The organism is Ruegeria sp. AP12 (genome assembly GCF_056540025.1).
The window spans coordinates 1014672-1039072 of the sequence record NZ_JBQFVZ010000001.1; the positions used below are offsets into that span (position 1 = coordinate 1014672).

Genomic DNA, 24401 nt, shown 5'->3' on the forward strand with positions numbered 1-24401 from the left:
CCCCAAAGGCCCCAAAGTTCGGGGCTGCAACTAAGGACAGCTAGATATGTATCGCTACTCCGAGTTCGACACAGCATTCCTGGCAGAGCGCAACAAACAGTTCCGCGCGCAGGTCGAGCGTCGTATTGACGGCTCGCTGACCGAAGATGAATTCAAACCCCTGCGCCTGATGAACGGCCTGTATCTGCAACTGCACGCCTATATGCTGCGGGTCGCCATTCCCTATGGAACGCTGAACAGCGCGCAGATGCGCCAACTGGCCCTGCTGGCCGAGAAGTGGGACAAGGGCTATGGCCATTTCACCACCCGTCAGAACATCCAGTATAACTGGCCGAAACTGAACGACGTGCCGGATATGCTGGACGCGCTGGCCGAGGTTGGGATGCACGCCATCCAGACCTCGGGCAACACCATCCGAAACGTGACCGCCGACCATTTCGCCGGTGCTGCCGCGGACGAGATCGCCGACCCGCGCCCCTATGCCGAACTGCTGCGCCAGTGGTCCACCGACCACCCCGAGTTCCAGTTCATGCCGCGCAAGTTCAAGATCGCCATCACCGGCAGCGAAAATGACCGCGCCGTGATCAAGGCGCATGACATCGGCCTGCAACTGGTCGAGCGTGACGGCATTCTGGGTGCCCGCGTTATCGTGGGCGGCGGCTTGGGCCGGACCCCGATGATCGGCAAGGAACTGTCCGAATTTGTCGCCTTTGACGACCTGCTGGCTTACCTTGAGGCCACCGTATCCGTCTGGAACCAGATCGGCCGCCGCGACAACAAGTACAAGGCGCGTATCAAGATCACCGTGCATGAACACGGCATCGACGCCATCCGCGCCAAGGTCAATGAACGCTTCCTGCAAGTCCGCCCGCAGTTCAAAGGCGCCGACATGAACCTGCTGGACGAGATCAAGGGCCACTTTGCGGCACCTGCCTTCCGCGAAGGTTCGGTTGCGTCGTTTGAAAGCGCCTATACCAACGATCCGGTTTTCCGCTCGTGGGTCGATACCAACATCGCACCGCACAAGAATGCCGACCACGCGATTGTCACGATCTCGATCAAAAAACACGGCCAGACGCCGGGTGATGCGACGGCTGAGCAGATGCGTGTGATGGCCGATCTGGCCGAAGAGTTCGCCTATGACGAGCTGCGTATCAGCCATGAGCAGAACGTGATCCTGCCGCATGTCCACAAATCGGACCTGCCCGCGATCCATGCCAAGCTTAAAGAATACGAACTGGCCACAGCCAATATCGGCCTGATCAGCGACATCATCGCCTGCCCCGGCATGGATTACTGCGCGCTGGCGACGGCCCGCTCGATCCCGGTTGCGCAGGAAATCGCGACCCGGTTTGACGAGCTGAAGCTGGAGCATGATATCGGTCACCTGAAGATCAAGATCTCGGGCTGCATCAACGCATGTGGCCACCACCATGTGGGCCATATCGGCATCCTGGGTCTGGATCGCGCAGGCGTCGAAAACTACCAGATCACGCTGGGCGGCGACGCGACCGAAACAGCCGCCGTTGGCGACCGCACCGGTCCGGGCTTTGCCTATGACGAGATCGTGCCAGCCGTCGAACGCATCGTGGACACCTACCTGAACCAGCGTGAGAGCGCCGAAGAAACCTTCCTGGAAACATATCGCCGCGTCGGTATGGCTCCGTTCAAGGCGGCCCTCTACCCCGAGGCTCAGGCGAATGCCGCTTGACCTTATCCAGACGGAACTGGGTGCAGACAGGCGCGAACTGACCGACAAGGTTGACGCGCTGAACAACCGGTTCCGCCACCACAGCGCCCATGACGTCATGCATGGCGCAATCGAAGAGATCGACGAGCTTGCTCTGGTCTCAAGCTTTGGGGCGGAATCGGTGGTGTTGCTGCATATGGCGGCGGTGGTCGACAAGATGACCCCGGTGCTGTTTGTGGACACGCAGATGCTGTTCACCGAAACGCTGGAATACCAGCAGGAGGTCAGCGAGCGTCTGGGCCTGAAAAACGTTCATATCATCCGCGCGGATGATCAGGACATTCAGCGGGAAGACCCCTATGTCGCGCTGCGCCTGCGGGATACGGATGCGTGCTGCAACCTGCGCAAGACCTTCCCGCTGCAACAGGCATTGACCGGGTATTGCGGCTGGATTACCGGGCGCAAGAGATTCCAGTCCGGCACCCGCGCCGCGCTTGACTTCTTCGAGGTCGAGGACGGAACGGGCCGGATCAAGGTGAACCCGCTGGCCCATTGGGCGCCCGAAGATGTGCGCGCCTATATGGAAGAAAACAATCTGCCCCGGCATCCGCTGGTGGCCAAAGGATACCCATCGATCGGCTGTGCGCCCTGCACCTCGCCGGTCAAAGAGGGCGAAGACCCCCGCGCCGGGCGCTGGCGCGACCAGAACAAGGAAGAATGCGGCATCCATTTTGTCGATGGCAAGATGGTGCGCGCCGGAGAGAAAACATGAACGTAATCGTAACGGATGAGGGGTTCGCCCCCGATGACTGGACCGACGGCTTTGTGACCCTGGAAGACGCCGCGAATGATGTTGTGGCGCTGGATGTGGCCTCGGACACCGACCCGGATGAGCTGATTGACCGTCTGGGCAGCGCAAAAATGGTACGCGTGGACTTTCCGTCCTCGGCGGATGGGCGCGGGTTCACCATCGCGCGCGTGCTGCGCCTGAAAGGCTTTACCGGCCGTCTGCGCGCCAAGGGGCACGTTCTGGCCGACCAATACGCCATGGCCCGCCGCAGCGGGTTTGACGAGGTTGAAATCGACAACACCCTGGCGACCCGTCAACCCGAAGATCAGTGGCTGGCCCGCGCCGACTGGAAAGAGAACAACTACCAGGCCCGCCTGCGCGGCTAAGGCCGCCATCGCCAGCTTGTGAAGGAAGGGGGCAAACTGTCCCCTTTTCCTGACTTGGATCAAAGATTAAACGGAGATGTCGGTTTACCTCACCGGCAGTGAAACGATGACAGAGATGAAACCCGTGAGTGAAGCAACCGCCGTAAAGGCCCCCGTACTGCCCGACGCGCAGACTGTGACCGATGTGAAGCATTGGACCGACAGCCTGTTCTCGTTCAAAGTGTCGCGCCCTGCGACGCTGCGGTTCCGCTCGGGCGAGTTTGTGATGATCGGCCTGATGGGCGACCCCGACCCCAAAACCGGGCGTCAGAAACCTCTGCTGCGGGCCTATTCGATTGCTTCGCCCTCGTGGGATGAAGAGTTGGAATTCTACTCGATCAAGGTGCAGGACGGCCCGCTGACCTCGAAGCTGCAGCATATCAAACCCGGCGATCAGATCATCCTGCGGCCCAAGCCCGTCGGCACTCTGGTCCATGATGCCCTGCTGCCCGGCAAACGTCTGTGGTTCTTTGCCACCGGCACCGGCTTTGCGCCATTTGCCTCGCTGCTGCGTGAGCCGCAGACCTATGAAGACTATGATGAGGTCATCATCACCCACACCTGCCGCGAAGTGGCCGAGTTGGAATATGGCCGCCAGCTGATTGAAAGCATCCGTCAGGATGAATTGCTGGCCGAACTGATGGGCGAAGGCTTTGCCGACAAGATCCGCTACTACCCGACGACAACGCGGGAAGAGAGCCCCAAGATGGGCCGCATTACGGAACTGCTGAAAGACGGCACAGTATTTGCCGATCTGGGCATCGAAGGTGGCATCAAGCCCGAAACCGACCGCGCGATGGTCTGCGGCTCGCTGGCCTTCAACCTGGACATCAAGGAAATCCTGGAAGAGTTCGGCCTGCGCGAGGGCGCAAACTCGGAACCCAAGGAATTCGTGATCGAAAAGGCATTTGTCGGCTGATCGACACGGCTGGCCGGGCCTTTCTTGACCCGGCCAGCCGATTCCCGCGACAATTCACGGGAATTTCCGACTTACAGGCGTTTATGCTGCTTGAAACGCTGCCCGGCCCGGTCTAAATTCCGGGCTCGAAATTCTGCAATCATCAAAGGAATGAACCCATAGCTCGCAGACCCCACAACGCGCCGCCGCAGAGAGATACCGGACCGCGCGTCAACGACAAAATCCGTGCCCCCGAAATCCGCCTGATTGGTGCTGAAGGTGAAAATGTCGGGGTGGTTCATCCCGCCAAAGCCATGCAACTTGCCGCCGATGCCGGCCTCGATCTGGTCGAGATCTCGCCCAACGCGAATCCGCCGGTCTGCAAGATCATGGACTTTGGCAAGTACAAGTACGAAACGCAGAAGCGCGAAGCCGAGGCCCGCAAGAAACAAAAGATCATCGAGGTGAAAGAGGTCAAGTTCCGGCCCAACACCGACACGCATGATTATGACGTCAAGATGAAGAACGTCTTCAAATTTCTGGAAAAGGGCGACAAGGTCAAAGTCACCCTGCGTTTCCGCGGTCGTGAGATGGCGCACCAGAACCTGGGGCGCGAACTGCTGGAACGCGTAGCCGAAGACATCAAGGATATCGGCAAGGTCGAGAACATGCCGAAGATGGAAGGCCGTCAGATGATCATGATGATCGGCCCGCTGCCGCAGAAATAGTCCCTGCAAGCAATCCCAATTCGAACCCTGTCAGAGACGATCTGGCAGGGTTTTTTTGTTCACCTGAACGTCATTGAACGCGATTTGCATCCCATCGAGATAATCCGCACATCCTGAAAGCCGGAAAGCGACAACAGGTCGATTTCAGACGCTCTGATTTCGACGCCGCCTTGGCGCAATCCGGAAAGATGTGGATCGGGGTTTGGATCAATCCGAATGCCACGGATCCTTGGGAGGCTACGATGGGTGAAATGTCTTTTGCCGGCGGCGTTTATCAGTCGCTTCCGTCGCAGGCCTATTGCGACGAGGCCGTGTTTGCCACCGAACGCAGCCGCATATTCAGACGCGCGTGGCAACTGGTTGGCCATGTAACCGACCTGCCCAACCTCGGAGACTATGTTGTCGAGGATATCAGCGGCATCTCGGTGATTGTGATCCGGGGTCAGAATGGTGAAATCCGCGCTTTCTACAATGTCTGCGTGCATCGCGGGCATGAGCTGCTGAATGGCAAGGGCTGCGCCAAAAAGATGACCTGCCCCTATCACGCCTGGACCTATGACACGACCGGTCAGCTGCGCGCCGCCCCAAATGCCACTGCCTTTCCCGGGTTCGACAAAAGCCAGTACAAACTGCGCCCGGTGCGGATTGAGGTCTTTTTTGGGTTGATCCTGGTCAATCTGGATGCGGATGCTCGCCCGATGGCCGAACTGGCACAGGAAGCGCTTGGCGAGATTTCGGACTATGCCCCCAACCTGCCCACCTACCAGCGCGCCGATCGCACGGAACGCTTGGCCAGTGCAAACTGGAAGGTCGTGGCCGAGAATTTCAACGAATGCTACCACTGCGCCGTGGTGCACAAGACCCTGACCACAGGCGTTGTCGACCCGGATCAATACCAGACGCGCGGTCACGATTACGGAATTCGCCACGCAAGCCCGGCTCGGCCGGATTCCCAGAAATCCTATGAATACGTGGCAGACCCCGCCGCGCGCACGGACAAATTCCTGACCTGGTGGTTCTTTCCCCTGTTCGCGCTGCAGGTCTATCCCGGTGGCATCGTGAACACCTATCGCTGGAAACCGCTGAGCGTGAACTCCACCAAGATTGAGGTCGACTGGTGGCTGCCCGACGCCACCCCCAACACAGTCGAGCGCGAGATCATCCTGCAACACCGCACCACCACCTTTGCCGAGGACGGCCCGATTGTGGATTCGGTGCAGCGCGGATTGGAAAGCGGTGCCATTGGTCATGGTGCGCTGGTGGTGGACAATGCCTGCTCGTCCCAGTCAGAGCATCCGATCATGGCATTCAACGCGCATTATCAGAAGGCCATGCAGAACACGGCCCTCTGACCCCTTTTTCAGACCGGAAGCGTCGCATCGATGGCTTTCGCCAGTTTTGAAACCAACTCGTCAATCTGCGGCTCTTCGATGATGAAGGGCGGTGCCAGCAGGATGTGATCGCCGTTCTTGCCGTCGCGGGTTCCCGACATCGGGTAGCAGATCAGCCCCTCGGCCATTGCCGCCTTCTTGATCTTTCCGGCCACACCATGCGCCGGATCGAACGGGGTCTTGCTGTCCCGATCCGCAACCAGTTCGATCCCCCGGAACAGGCCACGCCCGCGAATATCGCCCACATTCGGGTGCTGGCCAAAGGCAGCTTCCAGCGCCGATTGCAGTTTTTCACCCATCACACCGGCGCGCGCGGGAAGATCTCGCCCGGTCAGTTCGCTAACAACCGCCAAAGCCGCCGCCGTGGCCACCGGATGGCCGATATAGGTATGCCCGTGCTGAAAGAAGCCAGAGCCGTTCTGAATGGCCTCATAGATCCTGCCCGTGCACAACATTGCGCCAATCGGTTGATAGCCAGCCCCTAACCCTTTGGCGATGCACAGAATATCCGGAGCGATCCCGTCACGGTCGCAGGCAAACAGATGCCCGGTCCGCCCCATGCCGCACATGACTTCATCCAGGATCAACAGCACGCCGTACTGATCGCAGATTTCGCGAATCCGCTTGAAATACCCGTCCACCGCCGGAACAGCGCCCAGCGTCGCCCCGACAACCGGCTCGGCCATGAACGCCATGACCGTCTCGGGACCAAGCCGCAGAATTTCGGCCTCCAACTCATTGGCGACACGTTGGCCGTAGTCAAAACTGCTCTCACCCTCGGGCTTCTCGGCATATTCATAGCAGGGCGCGATATGGGTCATTTCGATCAGCATCGGCGCAAATTGCGCGCGCCGCCAGGCATTGCCGCCCGCCGACAAGGCCCCCAGCGTGTTGCCGTGATAGCTTTGCCGCCGTGCGATTACATGGCGGCGCTCGGGCTGGCCGATCTCAAGGTAATACTGCCGCGCCAGCTTGATCGCGGCCTCGGTCGCCTCGGACCCGCCCGAGACAAAATACACCCGATCCAGATCACCCGGAGCATGCTCGATCAGCAAATCCGCCAGCGCCTCGGCAGGTTCCGAGGTCATGAACCCGCTATGAGCAAAAGCGATCTGTTCGACCTGCTTTTGAACCGCTTCGATAACGGCAGGATTGGAATGCCCCAGACAGGACACCGCCGCATCGCCACAATCCAGATATCGTTTACCGTCGGCATCGATCAGGTAACACCCCTCGCCCCCGGCGGCGACGGGCAAAGCAGCCTTGGTGTGGCGCGGAAAAACATGGCTCATTTCGAAACTCCCTTGATCAAAGACACCAGCGCCGCAACCGACGCCGCATTGTCAGCCCATGGCTGTCCGTCAGAATTCGTCAGACTGTTTTCGAACCCGACCCGCAGATCACCGCCGCGCTGCGCGGCCTTGTACAAGCACGCATGTTCACGCGGCCCAAAGGCGCACACCATCCAAGGTGAGCGATCCTGCGGGAACTGATCCAGATCCTCGGGCGACGAAACCTGACCGGTCGAATAGCGTCCCAGAACCAACAGGCGATCCTCCTGCCCCTCTCGGACAGTGCCTGCGCGCTGCCATTCGGTCAGCAATGCGGCATCCTCGGCATCATACAGAATATGCTGAACGCGCGTCCCCTGATCTTGACACAGCCCATAGACACGATCCGCCATCTCTGGCGCCCGCGCGATCTCGCGCACCGAGACCGATGCCCAACCGGGCCGCACCTGTCGCAAACACCCATACTGGGCATCAACGCCATAAATGCCCGCGGCCTCGGTCGTGATTTGAATGTCCAGATCGGGCACCTGCTTTTTCAGTTCCACGACGGCTTCGAGATACCGCCCTGCATCCAGCGAATGCTGCCCGTGCGCATCCCGAATATGAAGATGCAAGCCATCTGCCCCAGCCTCACGACATGCCCGCGCGGTTTGGACCGTCTCTTCCATGGTAACTGGCAAGTGCGGGTGATCCACATGTCCGCGCCGTGCGCCATTGGGTGCGACAAGGATGTAAGGTTGCTTTAGCAGGTCGGTCATCGGTTGCTCCGTCAAACACATAGCCGATCTATCCATGCCCCGGACGTTTTCAATTGGATAATTTAAAAACATATGTTTTCTTTCACACCATGACCGACACCCTCAACCAGTTGACCAACGCTCTCAGACACGAGATCGACCACATGCCGGCGCAATTGCAGGCGGCGGCCAAATACGTGATCGACCATCCCGGCGACTTTGGCCTCGACCCGATCCGCATCACAGCCGAGAAGATCGGCGTCAGTTCAAACGTCCTTGTGCGCCTTGCCCAGCGTATGGGGTTTGACGGTTACGACGCCTTCCGCCACCCGTTCCGGCAAGCTCTGGTCACGGACGGAGAGGATCGCCTGCATCAGGACTGGCTGTCACGCCAAGGGACAGACGGGCCGTTCAGCGCAGCCCAGGCCGATTTCGCCCGCAACGAGTTGAATGTGGTTACAAGATCACTGCGGTTGATGGACCCCGGCGACGTCAGGGACGCGACCAACCTTATTCTGAACGCGCAGCGCTGTTTCATCACCGCGACGCGGGCCAGCTATGCCCTGGCTTACTATTTCCACTACGCAGGCCGCATGGCGTATCCCGGCCTGCAACTGGTGCCACGGCACATGGGCTCTGCCACCGACGACCTGTTGGACGCGGACAGCAACGATTGCCTGCTGGCCATAACGGTGCGGCCCTATTCGGCAGAAACCATCCGCACCATGCGCTTTGCCGCGGACAAAGGGGTCCGGATCATCCTGATCTCGGACAGCGACGTGATCGCGCCGGGATTGCGACCCGATGTCAGCTTACAGATCAGCACGCGGTCCATGCACCATTTCTCCAGCTTTTCCGGGGCCATGGCCGTGCTGGAATGCCTTCTAAGCCATCTCTTCACTGCAGGTGGCGAGGACGCCCAGCGCCGGGTCGAAGCCTATGAAAAGGCTCGCGAGGATACAGGCGCCTATTGGCAGGCCCCGAAACTGCCCAGAATACGCAGCACATAAAAAGCCCCGGCGCACAGGCCGGGGCTTTCCAGAAAAATCTGCCCGCTTCACACACAGGCTTCAACGGCCCGCTTGGTCATCACCCCAACCAGATGCGCCCGGTATTCCTTGCTGCCATGCAGATCGGCAATCATGTTCATCGGGTTGACCTTCAGATCCATCAACGCATCCGGACGGAACGCAGTTTTCAGCGCCGCCTCGGCCTCGGACCACCGGAACACGCCATCCTCGCTGGCCCCCGTCACGGCAACACGTGCACCATCCGAGAACCGCGCCACAAACACACCGACCAGAGCAAAGCGCGAGGCAGGTTGCAGGAACTTCTGATAACTCGCCGCCTGCGGCACCGGGAACCGGACCGATGTGATGATCTCGCCCACATCCAGCGCCGTGCTGAACATGCCGTCAAAGAAATCATCCGCCGCGATCTGGCGCGTATTGGTCACAACCGTCGCGCCCGATCCCAACACACCAGCCGGATAACACGCCGCCGGATCGTTATTGGCGATGGACCCGCCAAGGGTGCCGCGATTGCGCACCGCCGGATCACCGATCTGACCCGCCAGCGCCGCCAACGCCGGATAGTTGCCCGCAGCCTCGCGCGCTACCATCGCATGCGTCGTCGCCCCGCCAATCGCGACCGAGCCGTCATCCTCGATGCAAACCCCCTGCATCTCGGCAATCCCGCTCATCGACACCAGTTTCGACGGCGCAGCCAACCGCTGTTTGAGGGTTGGAATCAGCGTCTGTCCACCCCCCAGCGCCTGCGCATCCTCGGACCCTAACGCAGCCACCGCATCAGCGATGGTCGAGGGCTTCTCAAACTCGAAATTGTACATTTCGTCTTCCTTTCCGAAAGGCGCGGATCCGCCCTTCATCTGGCTATAAATATCCCGGGGAGCGCGAGGGGCTGGCCCCTCGCACCCCAACCTCTCAGCTGTTCATCGCCGCCCAAACGCGCGACGGGCTCACGGGCATGTCGATGTGATCGACCGCCTTGCCGCCCGAATTCAGCGCGTCCAACACAGCATTGACCACCGCAGGCGGAGAGCCAATCGCCCCGGCCTCACCACAGCCTTTCACCCCCAGTGGGTTATGCGTGCACGGCGTCTGGCTGGAATGATCCACGCCATAGAACGGCACGTCATCGGCGCGGGGCATGGCGTAATCCATGAAAGACGCGCTCAGCAGTTGCCCGTTTTCGTCATAGGCGCAGTTCTCTAGCAGGGCCTGACCGATCCCCTGCCCGATCCCGCCATGAACCTGACCATCAACGATCATAGGGTTGATGATGTTGCCGAAGTCATCCGCAGCAGTGAACTTTTCGATGCTGACCTGACCGGTTTCAGGATCGACCTCAACCTCACACGCATAGGCCCCCGCCGGGAAGGTGAAGTTGGCCGGATCGTAGAACGCAGTCTCTTCCAGCCCGGGCTCCACCTCCAGTGGGTAGTTATGCGGCACGTAGGCGGTCAGGGTCACATCGCCCCAGGCCACCGACTTGTCGGTGCCTACCACGCTGAATTGACCATCCTTCAGCTCGATATCAGCCTCGGACGCTTCCAGCAGATGGGCGGCGATCTTCTTGGCCTTCTCGATCACCTTCTCTGTCGCCTTGACCATGGCCGAGCCACAGACCGCCAGAGACCGAGACCCATAGGTCCCCATCCCAAACGGGATCTTCGAGGTGTCACCATGCACAATCTCAACCATCGACTCGTCGATGCCGATCATGTCGGCCACAACCTGCGGGAAAGCGGTTTCGTGCCCCTGCCCGTGGCTATGTGCGCCGACCATGACGCTGATCGAACCGGTGGCATTCACCCGCACCGTCGCCGCGTCATAAAGACCCGCGCGGGCCCCCAGCATGCCAACGATGTTCGAGGGAGCAATCCCGCACGCCTCGATATAGCAGTTGATGCCAAGACCCCGAAGCTTGCCATTGGCTTCACTGGCCGAACGGCGGGCGGCAAAGCCTGCCAGATCGGCGGCGGCCTCCAACTTGTCCATCGTCCCGTTGTAGTTGCCGGTGTCATAAGTCAGCGCCACCGGCGTGTCATAGGGGAACTCGGTGACGAAGTTCTGACGGCGCAGGGCAATCGGATCGACGCCCAATTCGCGCGCGGCCTTGTCCACCACGCGTTCCAACTGGAACGTCGCCTCGGGCCGACCCGCACCGCGATAAGCATCCACCGGAACAGTGTTCGTAAACATCGCCTTAACGTTCACCTGAATGACCGGCGTCTTGTAGTTGCCCGCCATCAACGTGCCGTGCAGCCATGTAGGCACTGAACTCGAGAAGGTCGACAGATACGCCCCAAGATTCGCGAAGGTATTCGTGCGCAGACCGATGAAGTTATTATCGGCATCCAGCGCCAGTTCGATGGTACTGACATGATCGCGACCATGAGCATCCGACATGAACGCCTCGGACCGGCTGGACGACCATTTGACCGGACGGCCGCAAGCTTTGGCGGCAAAGGTCACGAACGCCTCTTCCGCATAGTGGAAGATCTTGGTGCCGAAACCACCGCCCACATCCGGCGCGACCACACGGACCTTGTGTTCGGGCAGGCCCAGAACAAAGGCGCACATCAGCAGGCGGATCACATGTGGGTTTTGCGAGGTGGTATAAAGTGTATATTCCTCGGTCGCACGAGCGAACTCGGCCACGGCCACACGCGGCTCCATCGGGTTTGCGACCAGACGGTTGTTCACCAGATCCAGAGTGGTCACATGCGCCGCGTTGGCAAACACCTCATTGACCTTGGCATCGTCGGCCTCGCCCAGCTGCCAGTCATAGCAGATGTTGTTTTTCAGATCGTCATGGACCAGTGTCGCGCCATCCTGTGCGGCGGCCTTCATGTCGATCACGGCAGGCAGTTCTTCGATATCGACCTCAATCGCCTCGGCGGCGTCGCGGGCCTGTTCCAGATTGTCGGCCACAACGGCGGCAATCGGATCGCCCACATGGCGCACCTTGCCCTGGGCCAGAATCGGATGCGGAGGTTCCTGCATGGGCACGCCGTGCTTGTCGGTCACTTCCCAGCCGCAGGGCATCCCGCCCACGCCTTCGAAATCCTTGCCGGTGAAAACCTTGACCACGCCCGGCATCCCCTCGGCCGCCGAAGTATCGACAGATTTGATCCGCCCATGCGCGATGTCGGACCGCAGGAAATGCACATAGGCCTGGTTATGTACGTTGATGTCGTCGGTGTAATTGCCTGCTCCGGTCAGAAAGCGCACGTCCTCGCGGCGCTTGGAACTGGCTCCGATGCCACTGTCTTTGGGCATTGCTTGTTCTCCTCCCATAAACGGATGCTGATGCATCCTCTGTCATCCCACGGGCGTCTCCCTTACGCCCGCAGTGGCATCATTCGGCAGCGATGCTGCTGGCGTCCTGACCCGAAGCGGCCATGATCGCCTTGACGATGTTGTGGTATCCGGTGCAGCGGCACAGGTTGCCTTCCAGATACTTGCGTATTTCGGCCTCGGTCGGGCGCGGATTGTCTTTCAGCAGCGCCGCGGCACTCATCACCATACCCGGCGTGCAGAACCCGCATTGCAGCCCGTGGTGATCCTGAAATGCCTGCTGAATGACGTTCAGCGACCCGTCCGGATTGGCCTGACCTTCGATGGTACCCACGTCGGCCCCATCAGCCTCAAGCGCCAGCATGTTGCAGGATTTGACCGCCTCACCATTCACATGCACCACACAGGCGCCGCATTGGGCCGTGTCGCAGCCTACATGTGTGCCCGTCAGCGACAGGTGGTCGCGCAGAAAGCTGGACAGCAGGGTCCGGCCTTCGACGTCACCGCTAACGGATTTACCGTTCACGGTCATTGAGACCTGTGTCATGAGTTCCTCCCAGTTTTGATTTTCTCCCTTGCGACCGAGTTAAACACGGGAATTTTCGTTTGAGAACAAAAATCTTGTCGCGTTCAACGCCCCGAGCGTCGCTTAACACTCATAACCTAAAGTGGCGGGGATAGAGGTCAAAATGCCGTAGCGTCACGGCCTGCGCTGGGCGCGCGGCTGAGGTCGTGTCGGGATTTCCTTGAGCAATCCGCCCACACCCATGGCCGCAATATCCGCGCCTGTGGTCTCAACACCGCAGGCAACGCGGGACAGAACCCAATCCGCGCCGTTCAAAGCAGGCGAGCGTGCGCAACCCGGCAGGCCAATCACGGGCCGATCCCCCATCGCACCCAGAAACAGCAGATTACCGGGATCGACCGGCATGCCGAACCGATCGACCGCCCCACCTGCCGCGCGCACAGCCGAAGGTGCCACATCATCCACATCCGAGGTGGCCGAAGCGGTCAGAATCATCAGAACGTCGCCCTGCGTTCCGGCAATGGCCTTCGCAAGGGGATCGGTGTCATGCGCGACGATCTGCACATCGCACAACTCCATCCCCAACAGTTCGACCCGCCCCCGCATGGCCGCGATGCCTTTTTCGTTCGGTGGTCCACCGGGAATATCCGTCACGATCAGACCAGCGGTTTTGTGAACCGGCGCAATCAGTTGAACTGAGCTTTGCGCAAGGCTTGCTGCGCGCTGAACGTCCACCTCGGGCACGGCGTAGGAAATCACCTTGATCGTCGCGACCATTCCGCCGTCACTCATCTGCTGATGCTGCGGAACTGTGGCGACGGTGATCATTGGGTTGACCTGATTGAACTGCTCCAGCGCGGCCACGTCCAGCGCCACGACGCCCGGCCCGTTGGCCAGCAAGTTGACGCGCCCCGTAAATGCTTCGGTCACGCGCAGGTTCGCCGCCGACGGGTCAGGTACCAAAGCCTTGGCCAACAGCGTAGCCGCCTCGTCCTCATGACAGTCGCCGGGTTCCAGACGGGCCACGACAATTTCGGTCAAACCGGCCTGTGTCAGTTGTGTGATGTGATCTTCGGTCAGTCTCAGACCCTTGCGCAGTTTGCGACGCGCCGCCATGACCGAATGCGCCAGAATCGCCCCGCTTGCATCAGCTACGGGCACCGGGCCAAACTTCATGCCTTGCCTCGCAGAACAGCCGTCATCTGAGCCAGGATCGCAACGGCAATTTCCGACGGGTCAGTGGCCCCGATGTCCAGACCAATTGGCCCGTGTATTCTGCCGATCTGCGCGTCGGTAAACCCGGCAGCTATCATACGCTCGACCCGTTTGGCATGGGTTCGCTTTGACCCCAGCGCGCCGATGTAGAACACGTCCGCCTCCAACGCAGCTTGCAGCGCAGGGTCGTCCAACTTGGGGTCATGGGTCAGCAGAACAACCGCTGTGCGCGTGTCCAGTCCCAGTTTCAAAACGGCTTCGTCCGGCCAATCGGTGAGAATCTTTTCACCGGGAAAACGCGCATCTGACGCAAAGGCATCGCGCGGGTCCACAATGGCCGGGTCATATCCCGCAATCCGCGCCATAGGCACCAAAGCCTGCGCGATGTGAACCGCACCGACGACGATCAGGCGCAAGGGCGGGTTATGGACGGCGACAAAGGTCTCTCCATCCTCTTCAAACCCTGACCGGTCCATGCGCAGTCGGTCGGGGTATTTGTTGCGCCTCAGGGCGCGGTGGCCGCTGTTGATATTGACCTCATAAGCCAGCGGCTCGCGCGCCGCCCGCGCGGCGACCAGTTCGGCCAGCATCGATTCAGGCAGGACGCGGCCAACCGGTTCAACCAAAACCCGAATTGTTCCACCACAGGCCAGACCCACGGCAAAGGCGTCTTCGTCGCTGACACCAAACTCCAGCAATCGCGCCTCGCCCTCATCAATGGCTTCCAGCGCCTCGACGATCACCGCGCCTTCGACGCACCCGCCGGACACGGACCCTTCGATCCGCCCCTCACCGCCAATCACCAACTGAGCGCCCACCCGGCGCGGTGCACTGCCCCAGGTCTCGACCACCGTCGCCAGGGCCGCACCGCGTCCTTTGCGGTGCCAGTCCAAAGCGGTTTCCGGGCTGTTGTCGAATCGCTCCATCGAAGCCTCCTGAGGTCATCGGACTCAACATAGTCAGGAAAAGCGGGAAGAAAAGCATGTGGGGCGGTCCCCGCTCAGGGACGAGCTTGCTTGGGGGCAAAGGTTCCTTCGTATTCACATAAGCAAAGCATTGATTGTCTGCGCCCGTGCTTTTAGCCTGCAGCTACCTTCGGGGCCAATCCCGGACGTGCCCCCATTTTCAAAACGGAGACAGAGAGTTGAAACGCATTCTTACACTCGGCGCAGCCTTTGGGCTGTTGGCGTCAACCGCAGCCTGGGCTGATACATTTGAACGCTATGGCGAGGTCGAAGGCTGGAAGGTCTTCATCGACAATGAAAAGAAATCCTGCCTGATCGAAGCGATCGATGACTCGGAAAACGTGGTTCAAATGGGCCTGACCGAGGATCGCGCCGTGGGCTATGTCGGCGTCTTTACCAAAGCCGAAACGGACATCAGGCGCGGTGAGAAAGAAGCCGTGGCGATCATTCTGGGCGACAACCTGTATCTGGGTGAGGCCACGGGCATGAAGGGAAACATCACCAAGGGGTATTCAGGCGGCTACGTGCTGTCGGACGATCCGCAATTTGCGGAAGATCTGGCCAAACAGAAGGTCATGATCGTGTTCCCGGAAAAATCCTTTGGATTCACCGTCGATCTGACCGGCACTTACAAAGCCATCGAAATGGCGCGCGAGTGCAATGAAAAACAGCTGGGCTGACGCTTAGCCGGAAAGCGCGGAGATCAGCCGCGCTTTCTCGCCCACATCCTGTGGTTCCGAAATGACGGTCGCCAGATCTTCGAGCGATGCAATCGAGTGACCGGCGCGGAAGCTGTCCACATGCGGCAGCATGGCAGCCACGCCCTGCGCCTTGGGCGCGAACCCATCCCATCGCAGCAACGGATTGAGCCAGATCAGACGGCGCGCCGACAGGTGCAGACGTTCGGTTTCCTTCGCCAAGGCGTCCGGGTCGCCACGATCCAGCCCGTCCGAGATCAGCAGAACAACGGCACCCTGCCCCATCACGCGCCGCGACCAGTCACGATTGAACGCGTGCAGACAGTCCCCGATCCGTGTGCCGCCCTCCCAATCCTGCGCCTCGGCCCCAGCAGCGGCCAAAGCGGCATCCACATCGCGTTGATGCAGATGGCGAGTAATGTTGGTCAGTCGTGTGCCGAAGGTGAAAGCGTGGACCTTGGCCCATCCGGCGCCCTTGGCGTTCGAGACGGTGTGCAGGAAATGCAGGATCAGGCGGCTGTATTGGCTCATTGAACCCGAGATGTCGCAAAGAACCACAAGATTGGGCCAGCGTGGCCTAGGTTTTTGCAGCGCAATGTCCCGTATCTCACCACCCTGACGCATGGCTGCGCGCAGGGTTTTGGCGCGGTCGATGCGGTGGCCCAGAGGATTGGCCTGCGCCCGCCTGCTGGCAATCGAATGAACCGGCAAGGTAAGACGCGCCAGAAGGCGTTTGGCCTGTGCGATTTCATCCGTGCTCATCTGCTCAAAATCCAGACTGCGCAGGCGTTCTTCGGAAGACGCGGTTTGCGAGGCGTCAATGTCGAGCTCGGTCTCGCCTTCATCTTCCGCAGGCTCGGGCAGATCACGTTCAACCCCGTCCAGCAGCGCCTCGGCTGCGCGCTTTTCGGCAGCGTCTGCTTTACGTTCTTCCTGCACGCCCCGAATGGCGGGCAGCATCATGGACATCATGTGTTCCAGATAACGCGGGTCGCGCCAGTAGAGGCGGAAAACCTGTGCAAAGACGGTGCGATGTTCAGGTCGGTTCACGAAACAGGCGTGCAGGGTCCAGTAGAAATCCTGCCTTTGCGTGAAACCCGCCGCCTGCACGGCGCGTATGGCATCCACCACCCGACCTGTCCCGATGGGCAGTCCCGCCTTGCGCAGCGCGCGGGCGAAATGGGTGATGTTTTGCGCCAGTTTCGGATCTGCGGGGGTGTCGAGCGTAAGGTGTTCGGCCATTACCTTTCATGGGGGCTCTGCCCCCATACCCCCGAGGTATTTTTGAACAGAAGAAGCATCAGGCGGGTTCGAGGTCGGCTTTTGCCTCATCCAGAATGCGTTTGGCTTCAGAGCCTTGCAGTTTCTGGATGTCGTCCTGGTATTTCAGGATCGCGCCGAGCGTGTCGCCGATGACCTCGGGGCTGAGGTTGATAACGTCCAGCGCCAGCAGGCATTTGGCCCAGTCGATGGTTTCGGCCACGCCGGGCTTTTTGAACAGGTCTTCTGTGCGCAGGCGTTGAACAAAGGCGACAACCTCGCGGCTGAGTGTCTCGGCGGCTTCGGGGGCGCGGGCGTGCAGGATTTCGATCTCGCGGTTGAAATCGGGGTAGTCGACCCAGTGGTAGAGGCAGCGGCGTTTGAGGGCGTCATGCACCTCGCGCGTGCGGTTCGAGGTGACGATGACGATGGGTGGCTCGGGCGCATGGACGGTGCCGAGTTCCGGGATTGTGACCTGAAAATCGCTGAGCGCTTCCAGCAGGAACGCCTCAAAAGGTTCATCGGTGCGGTCGAGTTCGTCAATGAGCAGCACCGGCGCGCCGTGCTCATCAGGTCGCATGGCTTGCAGCAAAGGGCGTTCGATCAGGTAATCGTCCGAGAACAGCTCGGTTTGCAGGGCTGTTCGGTCCGCACCGCCAGCGGCCTCAGCCGTGCGGATGGCAACCATTTGCGCCGGGAAGTTCCATTCATAGACGGCTGAGGAGGCATCCAGCCCTTCATAACACTGCAGGCGGATCAGGCGGCGCCCCAAACCCGCGGCCAGTGCCTTTGCGATTTCGGTCTTTCCAACGCCTGCCTCACCTTCCAGAAACAGCGGGCGGCCCAGCTTGAGCGCCAGAAAAACCACCGTCGCCAATGCCCGGCCGCACACGTAACCTTGCGCGCCCAGTGTTTGCTGAACGGCATCAATGGAACTTGGTTGGGTCATGCATGTTCTCCTTGCGGCCTAACAGGTCATGGGCCGGGGTCTTCGTCAAGCCTGCGGTGGGGGAAGAGGTACGGCGATCCTGCGCGCTGACAAGGTCTTTTCCGGCGGCGGGGTCTGTGCTAGCGGGTGCGTCATGACCGATAGCATCACGATCCGCCGCCCCGACGACTGGCACCTGCATCTGCGCGATGGCGCGATGCTGCAGGCCGTTCTGCCCGAAACCGCACGCCATTTTGGCCGTGCGATCATCATGCCCAATCTGGTGCCCCCGGTGGTGACCGGTGCCCATGCCGCCGCCTATCGCGAGCGCATCATGGCCGCGCTGCCCGAGGGGATATCCTTTGAACCACTGATGACCCTGTACCTGACCGAGGATACGGACCCGGACGATCTGGCCGCCGCCCATGCAAGCGGGCTGGTCAAGGCGGTCAAGTTGTATCCGGCGGGTGCCACGACGAATTCGCATTCCGGCGTGCGGAATTTCGACAATGTGCGTCCTGTGCTGGAACGCATGGCCGAGATTGGCCTGCCCCTGTGTGTTCATGGCGAAGTGACAGATGCCGAGATCGACATTTTCGACCGCGAGGCGGTGTTCATCGACCGCGTTCTGGACCCGATCCGCAAGGCCACGCCGGGCCTGCGGGTAGTGATGGAGCACATTACGACCCGTGACGGTGTTCAGTATGTCAAAGCCAATGACACCGATCTGGGCGCGACCATCACGGCACATCACCTGATCATCAACCGCAACCATATTCTGGTCGGTGGGATCAAGCCGCATTACTATTGCCTACCCGTCGCCAAGCGCGAAGAACATCGGTTGGAGTTGCTGAAGGCCGCGACCTCGGGTGATCCGCGCTATTTCCTGGGCACCGACAGCGCGCCGCACACGGATGACAACAAGGAAATGGCCTGTGGTTGCGCAGGTTGTTTCACCGCGACCAACACCATATCCTTGGTGGCCGAGATGTTCGACCGCGAAGGGGCGTTGGACAAGCTGGAAGGGTTCGTTTCCCTGAACGGGCCTGCCTTCTATGGCCTGCCTGTGAACGAAGGTTCGATCACGCTGACCAAAGGCGAACCGGTCGAATACCCCGACAAGATCGAAACCGGAGATGGCCCGGTAACCGTGTTCGACCCCGGTTTTCCCCTGCACTGGCGCGTGGACTAACCCGCCAGTTTTGCAGCCAGATCGCGGGCGCGACCACCGGTGCGCAGCATCGACCAGATCGCGTCCGCCTCAACCCCTCCGATCAGTTTCGAGGCTTTGGCACGTACCCGGTCTTCCCGGTCGGACAGAGACATTGGGGTCATGAGGTCATAGGTTGCCTCGCGCCGCGCCCCGTCGCGCCGCAGCAAGGTCAGGCGAGCCTCAGTTTCGGAAAGGGAGTCATCCGCTTCGACAGTGATACGATCTTGCAGCGACCGGATGCGCAGGTCGGCGCAGACCTTCTCAGAGTAGCTGCCCGGCAAGGCGGTGTCATATCCCAACGCCTGCATCGCAATCACCGTGCGATACGAGAATTTCGCCCCCAGTCCGGTGGTCGGAGACATCTGGTTACACACGCTCATCCAGCGCGGGTGGGTTATTACCTTGATCTCGGCTACTTCGGGTTCGGCGATATCCAAAGAAAGCGCCGCCTCTAGCGCCGCGTGGAGCCCATGACAGCAGGCGTGGAACTTGTGGCTGACGGATTCGAACAGCCATTCGTCGCCCAACCCATCCAGAGCGGCCGCAGCATCCGCAGCCCCCTGATGCGTCGCGCCAAAGCCATAGGGCCCTTCCAACGCTTCGGCATTGGGTTCAAATCCACGCTTGACCAGCAGCGCCGCCTCAACCCCATTCGAGGCTGCCAAACCCGCGTTGTAAGGCTTGCCCATCGTGCCGAACTGCGCCTTCAGACCCGCCGAGCGGGTCGCTGTTAGACCCAGCACCTGACGCATCTGATCGGCGTCGAACTGCAACAGACGCCCCACCGCCACCGCCGCCCCAAAGGCCCCGGCCGTTGCCGTTTGGTGAAACCCGGCCTGATAGTGGCCGCGCCCCAGCCACAGGCCGATGCGGATCGAGACCTCCATCCCGATCAGGGCCGCTTCGAGGAAGTCCACAAGAATACGATCATCCCATTCCGACGCCGCCAGCGCAGCGGGCAAAACGGCGACCGAAGGGTGGCCGATATGGGCGAAATGGGTGTCGTCATAATCCAATGCATGGGACACGGTGCCATTGACCAAAGCCGCCGCACGGAGGGGCGCGCGCGCCCCACCGAACATATGCGCCTGATCGGCGCCGCCCTCCTCCAACACCATATTCCGAACGGTATTGGACACGGGTTCATCCGCCCCGACGCGGCCAACGGCGACCCAATCCAAAACAGATAGCGACGTGACAATCCGTGCCTGCGCGGTGGTCGAGATCGGGCCCGCGGCAAAAGCCGCCAATGCTGATGTGAAATCTGACATGAGGCGCAGTCTAACGTGCGCCGTTCGTTGGTAAAGCCTTAGCTGTAAAGCTCGGCGGCACGAGCCTCGAACGCGCGAACGATGCGCTGCATGGCCTCGTTGAAGACCACGCCAATGATGCCCTGCAGGATGGCGTTCTTGAATTCGAAATCCACATGGAACGACACGTTGCAGCCCCCGTCCGGCGCGTCTTCGAACTGCCAGTCGGATTTCATGTATTTGAACGGACCGTCCAGATATTCGGTGTCGATCTTCTTCTGATCCGCAAACAGCGTCACCCGACTGCCGAACCGCTCGCGAAACACTTTGAACGAGATGACCAGATCGGCCTCCATCACCTCGGCCTCGCCTGCCGCATAGGTCTTGCGGATACGGGCCGCTGCGCACCAGGGCAGAAACTGCGGGTATTTCGCCACATCCGCGACCAGATCATACATCTGCTGGGCGGTGTATGGCAGGTGGCGGGTTTCCGAGTGGATGGGCATGGCATTCAGGCATTTAAAGGTGACAATGGCGCGTCATGTCGTATGTTGCGCGCCAAAGATCAAGGGGGCTGCGATGACTGACCGCGCTTATGTGATAGATGAGATAATCTCGGCCAAGGCCATCGCGGCGCGGATTGAGGAGCTTTGCCGCAAGATTTCCGAGGAGTTCGGCAATACCGACAAGCTGGTTGTGGTGGGCCTGTTGCGAGGCAGTTTCGTCTTCATCGCCGATCTGGTGCGCGAGCTGGACCTGCCCATCGAGGTCGATTTTCTTGAGGCGTCGTCTTACGGCGATTCGATGGAAAGTAGCCGGGAAGTGCGCATTCTCAAAGACTTGCGCGGCGCAATTGAAGGGCGCGACGTGCTGGTGGTCGAGGATATTGTCGACACCGGTCACACGCTGAACCACGTAACCAACCTGCTGCACAGCCGCAATCCGAAGCGTTTGAAATCCATCGCCCTGCTGGACAAACCCAGCCGACGCGAGGTTGATTTCCGCTCGGACTGGATCGGGTTTGAGATCCCGGATGAGTTTGTTGTCGGTTACGGAATTGATTACGCACAGCGCAATCGCAATTTGCCCTTTATTGGCAAGGTGCGCTTTACCGAAGACACGTAAGCGGCTGGCTTAACCCAAAACCTGACGGACCGCATTCAGAAAGATTCCGGTTCCGATCGGGATCAACACATCGGGAAAATCGTAATCCGGGTTGTGCAACTGCGGATGATCGCGCCCGGCCCCAAGCCAGAACATCGCGGTCTTCGCGCCTTTGCTGAATTGGCCGAAATCCTCGGAAAACCGTTGCGGTGTGTTGGTCCGTTTGCACGCAACGTTTTGGGCGGCGCAGGCTTGGGCCAAAATCTCTACCGCATCCGAATGATTGGTGCAGGCGTCGAAAACGTCTTCGTAAGTTATCGTGGCACCCAGCCCATCGGACTGCGAGACCTGCTGCACCAGGGTCTCGGCATCCGCAATCAGTTTAGACATCCAGTCGTCGGATACCGTTCGCAGCGTTACCCAAAGCTCGGCCTGTCCGGGGGCGACGCCGAATGTTTGCTCTCCCAAGCTGGCATGGGTGATCGTGGTCAGCGCGTAATCCGCGTTCAGCACGCCACCGCCACCAAGCGCTGTCAAAGCCGGGATCAAAGCCGCCAATGCGCCGGCCGGAGATACGCCGTCCTGAGGCGCCGCTGCGTGCGAAGTTTTGCCGGTCAGCGCAATACGCATCCCGCGTGACGCGCAATTGGCGGGGCCTTTACACAGCTCGACCGCGCCAAGCTGCAAACCCGGAAGATTATGCAGCGAAAACACGAAATCAGGCGCGATTTCAGCAAATTGCGGATCAACCCGGAAGGCTTCGGCCCCCTGCCCGGTTTCTTCGGCAGGCTGGAAGATCAGAACAACGCGACCGCGTTCGGGGCGCTGTTCCTGCAACGCCAGCGCCACGCCCAACACCATCGACATATGGCCGTCATGCCCGCACAGATGCCCCCGGCCCGGTCTCTGCGAGACGTAAGGCACAACCGAGAGTTCCTGAATCGGCAACCCATCCAGCTCACACCGAATACCAACGCATGGCCCGTCCCGACCGCCGTCGAACACAGCGGCGACGCCGTGCCCACCAAGCCCGGTCAATACGCTATCCGCGCCGATGCCGCGCAACTCATCCGCAATCCGGGCGGCGGTCTCGTGCTCGGCTCCGGACAGTTCGGGCTGTTTGTGCAAGTCGTGGCGCAGCCGGATCAGCCGCGCCAGCGTGTCAGGTGTCACGCCTGCCCCAGCTTCTCTTGCCGGGCGGCGCGCAGGCGGGCGAAATCATCGCCTGCGTGATAGGACGACCGGGTCAGCGGCGTGGCCGAGACCATCAGGAACCCTTTGCCATAGGCCGCTTTTTCGTACGACTCGAACTCTTCAGGCGTGACAAACCGATCTACCGCGTGGTGCTTGGGCGTCGGTTGCAGATACTGCCCGATGGTCAGGAAATCGATATCGGCTGCGCGCATGTCGTCCATCACCTGACCGACCGATTGTTTATCTTCACCCAGACCTACCATGATGCCGGATTTGGTGAAGATCGACGGGTCCAGTTCTTTCACGCGCTGCAACAGGCGCAGCGAGTGGAAATACCGTGCGCCGGGGCGGACCGCGGGATAAAGGCCCGGTACGGTCTCAAGATTGTGGTTGAACACGTCCGGTTTCGCTTCGACCACGGTTTCGAGCACTTCGGGCGCGCATTTCAGGAAATCCGGCGTCAGAATCTCAATCGTCGTTTTGGGCGAGCGATGACGGACCGCGCGGATGGTCTGCGCAAAATGCTCGGCCCCGCCATCGGTCAGGTCATCGCGATCCACCGAGGTAATCACCACGTGGTTCAGACCCAGTTTTTCAACCGCATGTGCCACGCGGCCGGGCTCGAACACGTCCAGCGCATCGGGGCGCCCGGTGGCGATGTTGCAGAAGGTGCAGCCGCGCGTACAGATCTCGCCCATGATCATCATGGTGGCGTGGCCCTGGCTCCAGCATTCGCCTACATTCGGGCACCCGGCCTCTTCGCAGACGGTGACCAGATTGTTTTCACGCATTATCTTATGGGTGTCGGCATAGCCTTTCCCACCGGGGGCCTTGACCCGGATCCATTTCGGTTTCTTGGGCTGTGCATTGTCCGGGCGATGCGCCTTTTCGGGGTGACGTTGCTCGGGGATTTTCAGATCTCGCACGGGCTGTTTTCCTGACTTTGGGTCAACTTTCTGTTCTCATAACATAAAGCAGTCATAGGTGTTACGCCAGCGACGCATAGCCGCCATGCAAGCCATCCCAATAGTGCAATTTAGTTTAACCTTAAACTACATCTTTGCCATACATTTCAATAGACAAACCCAAACGCGACGCTTTGCGCCCGCAGCATTTCTTGGATTGAAGGCAGTTTAGACCTGTTTTAAATCACGCCCGGATCACATGTGAATCACAGGAGCTTGAACGTGAAAACCGGAACCAAACTGCCGCAGGTTACCTTCCACACCCGCGTCCGCGACGAGGCTGTCGAAGGCCCCAACCCCTATCGCTGGCAGGACATGACAACCGCAGATTACTTTGCGGGCAAGCGGGTCATCCTGTTCTCGCTTCCTGGCGCGTTCACGCCGACCTGCTCGACCTATCAACTGCCCGGTTTCGAAAAAGGTCACGCAGATTTCGTCGCCAAGGGCGTGGACGAGATTTACTGCATGTCGGTCAATGACAGCTTTGTCATGAACAAATGGGCGCAGGATCAGGGCCTGAAAAACGTCAAGGTCATCCCGGACGGATCCGGCGAGTTCACCCGCAAGATGGGCATGCTGGTCGACAAGGACAATCTGGGCTTTGGAATGCGCTCGTGGCGCTATGCTGCAATCATCAATGACGGCGTGGTCGAGGCATGGTTCGAAGAGCCCGGCCTGATGGATAACTGCCCTGAAGATCCCTATGGCGTGTCCTCGCCGGAAAACCTGATGCAGCACCTGCAACAGGTGGCTGAGCCTGAACTGGCCTGAGGCACGATCCGTCTTTATCGGATTGGCCCGCCCCTTCGG

The 24401-nt window shown here is 60.2% G+C and carries 24 protein-coding genes; 11 read left to right on the forward strand and 13 right to left on the reverse strand.

Features of this window, described 5'->3' with window-relative positions:
- The first annotated feature begins 46 nt into the window (after window positions 1–46).
- The 6 genes from ACR0E6_RS05135 to ACR0E6_RS05160 all read left to right on the forward strand — a co-directional run bounded on the left by ACR0E6_RS05135 (window position 47) and on the right by ACR0E6_RS05160 (window position 5883).
- Window positions 47–1711 carry a nitrite/sulfite reductase gene (locus tag ACR0E6_RS05135; protein ID WP_480581388.1) on the forward strand — a complete coding sequence of 555 codons (1665 nt, stop codon included), beginning with the start codon at window positions 47–49 and terminating at the stop codon, window positions 1709–1711.
- Window positions 1701–2462, forward strand: a complete 762-nt coding sequence (locus tag ACR0E6_RS05140) for a phosphoadenylyl-sulfate reductase (RefSeq protein WP_480581390.1) — start codon at window positions 1701–1703, stop codon at window positions 2460–2462. Before ACR0E6_RS05135 ends, ACR0E6_RS05140 begins: the two co-directional genes overlap by 11 nt.
- Window positions 2459–2866: a DUF934 domain-containing protein gene (locus ACR0E6_RS05145; protein WP_170734651.1), complete on the forward strand. Its 408-nt coding sequence runs from the start codon at window positions 2459–2461 to the stop codon at window positions 2864–2866. The genes ACR0E6_RS05140 and ACR0E6_RS05145 overlap by 4 nt, the downstream gene beginning before the upstream one ends.
- A gap of 106 nt (window positions 2867–2972) precedes the next feature.
- Window positions 2973–3824, forward strand: coding sequence for a ferredoxin--NADP reductase (locus tag ACR0E6_RS05150; protein ID WP_170450982.1), 852 nt, complete (start codon window positions 2973–2975; stop codon window positions 3822–3824).
- 245 nt (window positions 3825–4069) lie between these two features.
- Entirely contained in the window at window positions 4070–4531 is a 462-nt protein-coding gene (infC, locus tag ACR0E6_RS05155; protein ID WP_480582217.1) for a translation initiation factor IF-3, read from the forward strand.
- A gap of 242 nt (window positions 4532–4773) precedes the next feature.
- Entirely contained in the window at window positions 4774–5883 is a 1110-nt protein-coding gene (locus ACR0E6_RS05160; protein ID WP_480581392.1) for an aromatic ring-hydroxylating oxygenase subunit alpha, read from the forward strand.
- An 8-nt stretch (window positions 5884–5891) separates the two neighbouring features.
- Here the strand turns inward: ACR0E6_RS05160 and ACR0E6_RS05165 are convergent, their stop codons facing one another.
- A complete protein-coding gene (locus ACR0E6_RS05165; RefSeq protein WP_480581394.1) occupies window positions 5892–7214 on the reverse strand; it encodes an aspartate aminotransferase family protein in 1323 nt (440 codons plus the stop codon).
- Window positions 7211–7972 carry a beta-keto acid cleavage family enzyme gene (locus ACR0E6_RS05170; RefSeq protein WP_480581397.1) on the reverse strand — a complete coding sequence of 254 codons (762 nt, stop codon included), beginning with the start codon at window positions 7970–7972 and terminating at the stop codon, window positions 7211–7213. The genes ACR0E6_RS05165 and ACR0E6_RS05170 overlap by 4 nt, the downstream gene beginning before the upstream one ends.
- 89 nt (window positions 7973–8061) lie before the next feature.
- On the opposite strand from ACR0E6_RS05170, the gene ACR0E6_RS05175 reads away from it, so the two are divergent.
- Entirely contained in the window at window positions 8062–8961 is a 900-nt protein-coding gene (locus ACR0E6_RS05175) for a MurR/RpiR family transcriptional regulator (protein ID WP_480581399.1), read from the forward strand.
- Between the two features lie 47 nt (window positions 8962–9008).
- Here the strand turns inward: ACR0E6_RS05175 and ACR0E6_RS05180 are convergent, their stop codons facing one another.
- From ACR0E6_RS05180 to ACR0E6_RS05200, 5 genes are all read right to left on the reverse strand, one after another.
- Complete coding sequence (locus ACR0E6_RS05180) at window positions 9009–9800, reverse strand: FAD binding domain-containing protein (RefSeq protein WP_480581401.1); 792 nt, start codon at window positions 9798–9800, stop codon at window positions 9009–9011.
- A gap of 94 nt (window positions 9801–9894) precedes the next feature.
- A complete protein-coding gene (locus ACR0E6_RS05185) occupies window positions 9895–12255 on the reverse strand; it encodes a xanthine dehydrogenase family protein molybdopterin-binding subunit (RefSeq protein WP_480581403.1) in 2361 nt (786 codons plus the stop codon).
- A gap of 79 nt (window positions 12256–12334) precedes the next feature.
- Window positions 12335–12820 (reverse strand): (2Fe-2S)-binding protein, encoded by a 486-nt coding sequence (locus tag ACR0E6_RS05190; protein WP_170450996.1) that lies wholly within the window; start codon window positions 12818–12820, stop codon window positions 12335–12337.
- Window positions 12821–12973: 153 nt separating this feature from the next.
- Window positions 12974–13975, reverse strand: coding sequence for a molybdopterin-binding protein (locus tag ACR0E6_RS05195; protein WP_480581405.1), 1002 nt, complete (start codon window positions 13973–13975; stop codon window positions 12974–12976).
- Window positions 13972–14940: an XdhC family protein gene (locus tag ACR0E6_RS05200; protein WP_170621726.1), complete on the reverse strand. Its 969-nt coding sequence runs from the start codon at window positions 14938–14940 to the stop codon at window positions 13972–13974. Before ACR0E6_RS05200 ends, ACR0E6_RS05195 begins: the two co-directional genes overlap by 4 nt.
- 218 nt (window positions 14941–15158) lie before the next feature.
- On the opposite strand from ACR0E6_RS05200, the gene ACR0E6_RS05205 reads away from it, so the two are divergent.
- On the forward strand, window positions 15159–15659 hold the full coding sequence (locus ACR0E6_RS05205) for a hypothetical protein (protein WP_480581407.1): 501 nt from the start codon (window positions 15159–15161) through the stop codon (window positions 15657–15659).
- Window positions 15660–15662: 3 nt separating this feature from the next.
- Here the strand turns inward: ACR0E6_RS05205 and ACR0E6_RS05210 are convergent, their stop codons facing one another.
- Window positions 15663–16919: a vWA domain-containing protein gene (locus ACR0E6_RS05210; RefSeq protein ID WP_480581409.1), complete on the reverse strand. Its 1257-nt coding sequence runs from the start codon at window positions 16917–16919 to the stop codon at window positions 15663–15665.
- A gap of 58 nt (window positions 16920–16977) precedes the next feature.
- Complete coding sequence (locus ACR0E6_RS05215; RefSeq protein WP_170621723.1) at window positions 16978–17886, reverse strand: AAA family ATPase; 909 nt, start codon at window positions 17884–17886, stop codon at window positions 16978–16980.
- Between the two features lie 133 nt (window positions 17887–18019).
- On the opposite strand from ACR0E6_RS05215, the gene pyrC reads away from it, so the two are divergent.
- Entirely contained in the window at window positions 18020–19057 is a 1038-nt protein-coding gene (pyrC, locus tag ACR0E6_RS05220; RefSeq protein WP_480581411.1) for a dihydroorotase, read from the forward strand.
- Here the strand turns inward: pyrC and ACR0E6_RS05225 are convergent.
- Together ACR0E6_RS05225 and ACR0E6_RS05230 are read right to left on the reverse strand one after the other, a co-directional pair.
- Entirely contained in the window at window positions 19054–20349 is a 1296-nt protein-coding gene (locus tag ACR0E6_RS05225; RefSeq protein ID WP_480581413.1) for an MmgE/PrpD family protein, read from the reverse strand. The two genes, pyrC and ACR0E6_RS05225, sit on opposite strands and share 4 nt — an antisense overlap.
- A 38-nt stretch (window positions 20350–20387) precedes the next feature.
- Entirely contained in the window at window positions 20388–20834 is a 447-nt protein-coding gene (locus tag ACR0E6_RS05230) for a type II toxin-antitoxin system RatA family toxin (protein WP_170451128.1), read from the reverse strand.
- A 73-nt stretch (window positions 20835–20907) separates the two neighbouring features.
- Between ACR0E6_RS05230 and hpt the strand changes: the two genes are divergently transcribed.
- The gene (gene hpt / locus ACR0E6_RS05235) at window positions 20908–21453 is read left to right on the forward strand and encodes a hypoxanthine phosphoribosyltransferase (RefSeq protein ID WP_480581414.1); all 546 of its coding nucleotides are present in this window, start codon (window positions 20908–20910) and stop codon (window positions 21451–21453) included.
- A gap of 9 nt (window positions 21454–21462) precedes the next feature.
- Here the strand turns inward: hpt and ACR0E6_RS05240 are convergent, their stop codons facing one another.
- Both ACR0E6_RS05240 and lipA read right to left on the reverse strand, forming a co-directional pair.
- The gene (locus ACR0E6_RS05240; RefSeq protein ID WP_480581416.1) at window positions 21463–22605 is read right to left on the reverse strand and encodes an amidohydrolase; all 1143 of its coding nucleotides are present in this window, start codon (window positions 22603–22605) and stop codon (window positions 21463–21465) included.
- Window positions 22602–23552, reverse strand: a complete 951-nt coding sequence (lipA, locus tag ACR0E6_RS05245) for a lipoyl synthase (protein ID WP_480581418.1) — start codon at window positions 23550–23552, stop codon at window positions 22602–22604. The genes ACR0E6_RS05240 and lipA overlap by 4 nt, the downstream gene beginning before the upstream one ends.
- 261 nt (window positions 23553–23813) lie before the next feature.
- On the opposite strand from lipA, the gene ACR0E6_RS05250 reads away from it, so the two are divergent.
- Window positions 23814–24362 carry a redoxin family protein gene (locus ACR0E6_RS05250; RefSeq protein ID WP_480581420.1) on the forward strand — a complete coding sequence of 183 codons (549 nt, stop codon included), beginning with the start codon at window positions 23814–23816 and terminating at the stop codon, window positions 24360–24362.
- The last annotated feature ends 39 nt before the right edge of the window (window positions 24363–24401 follow it).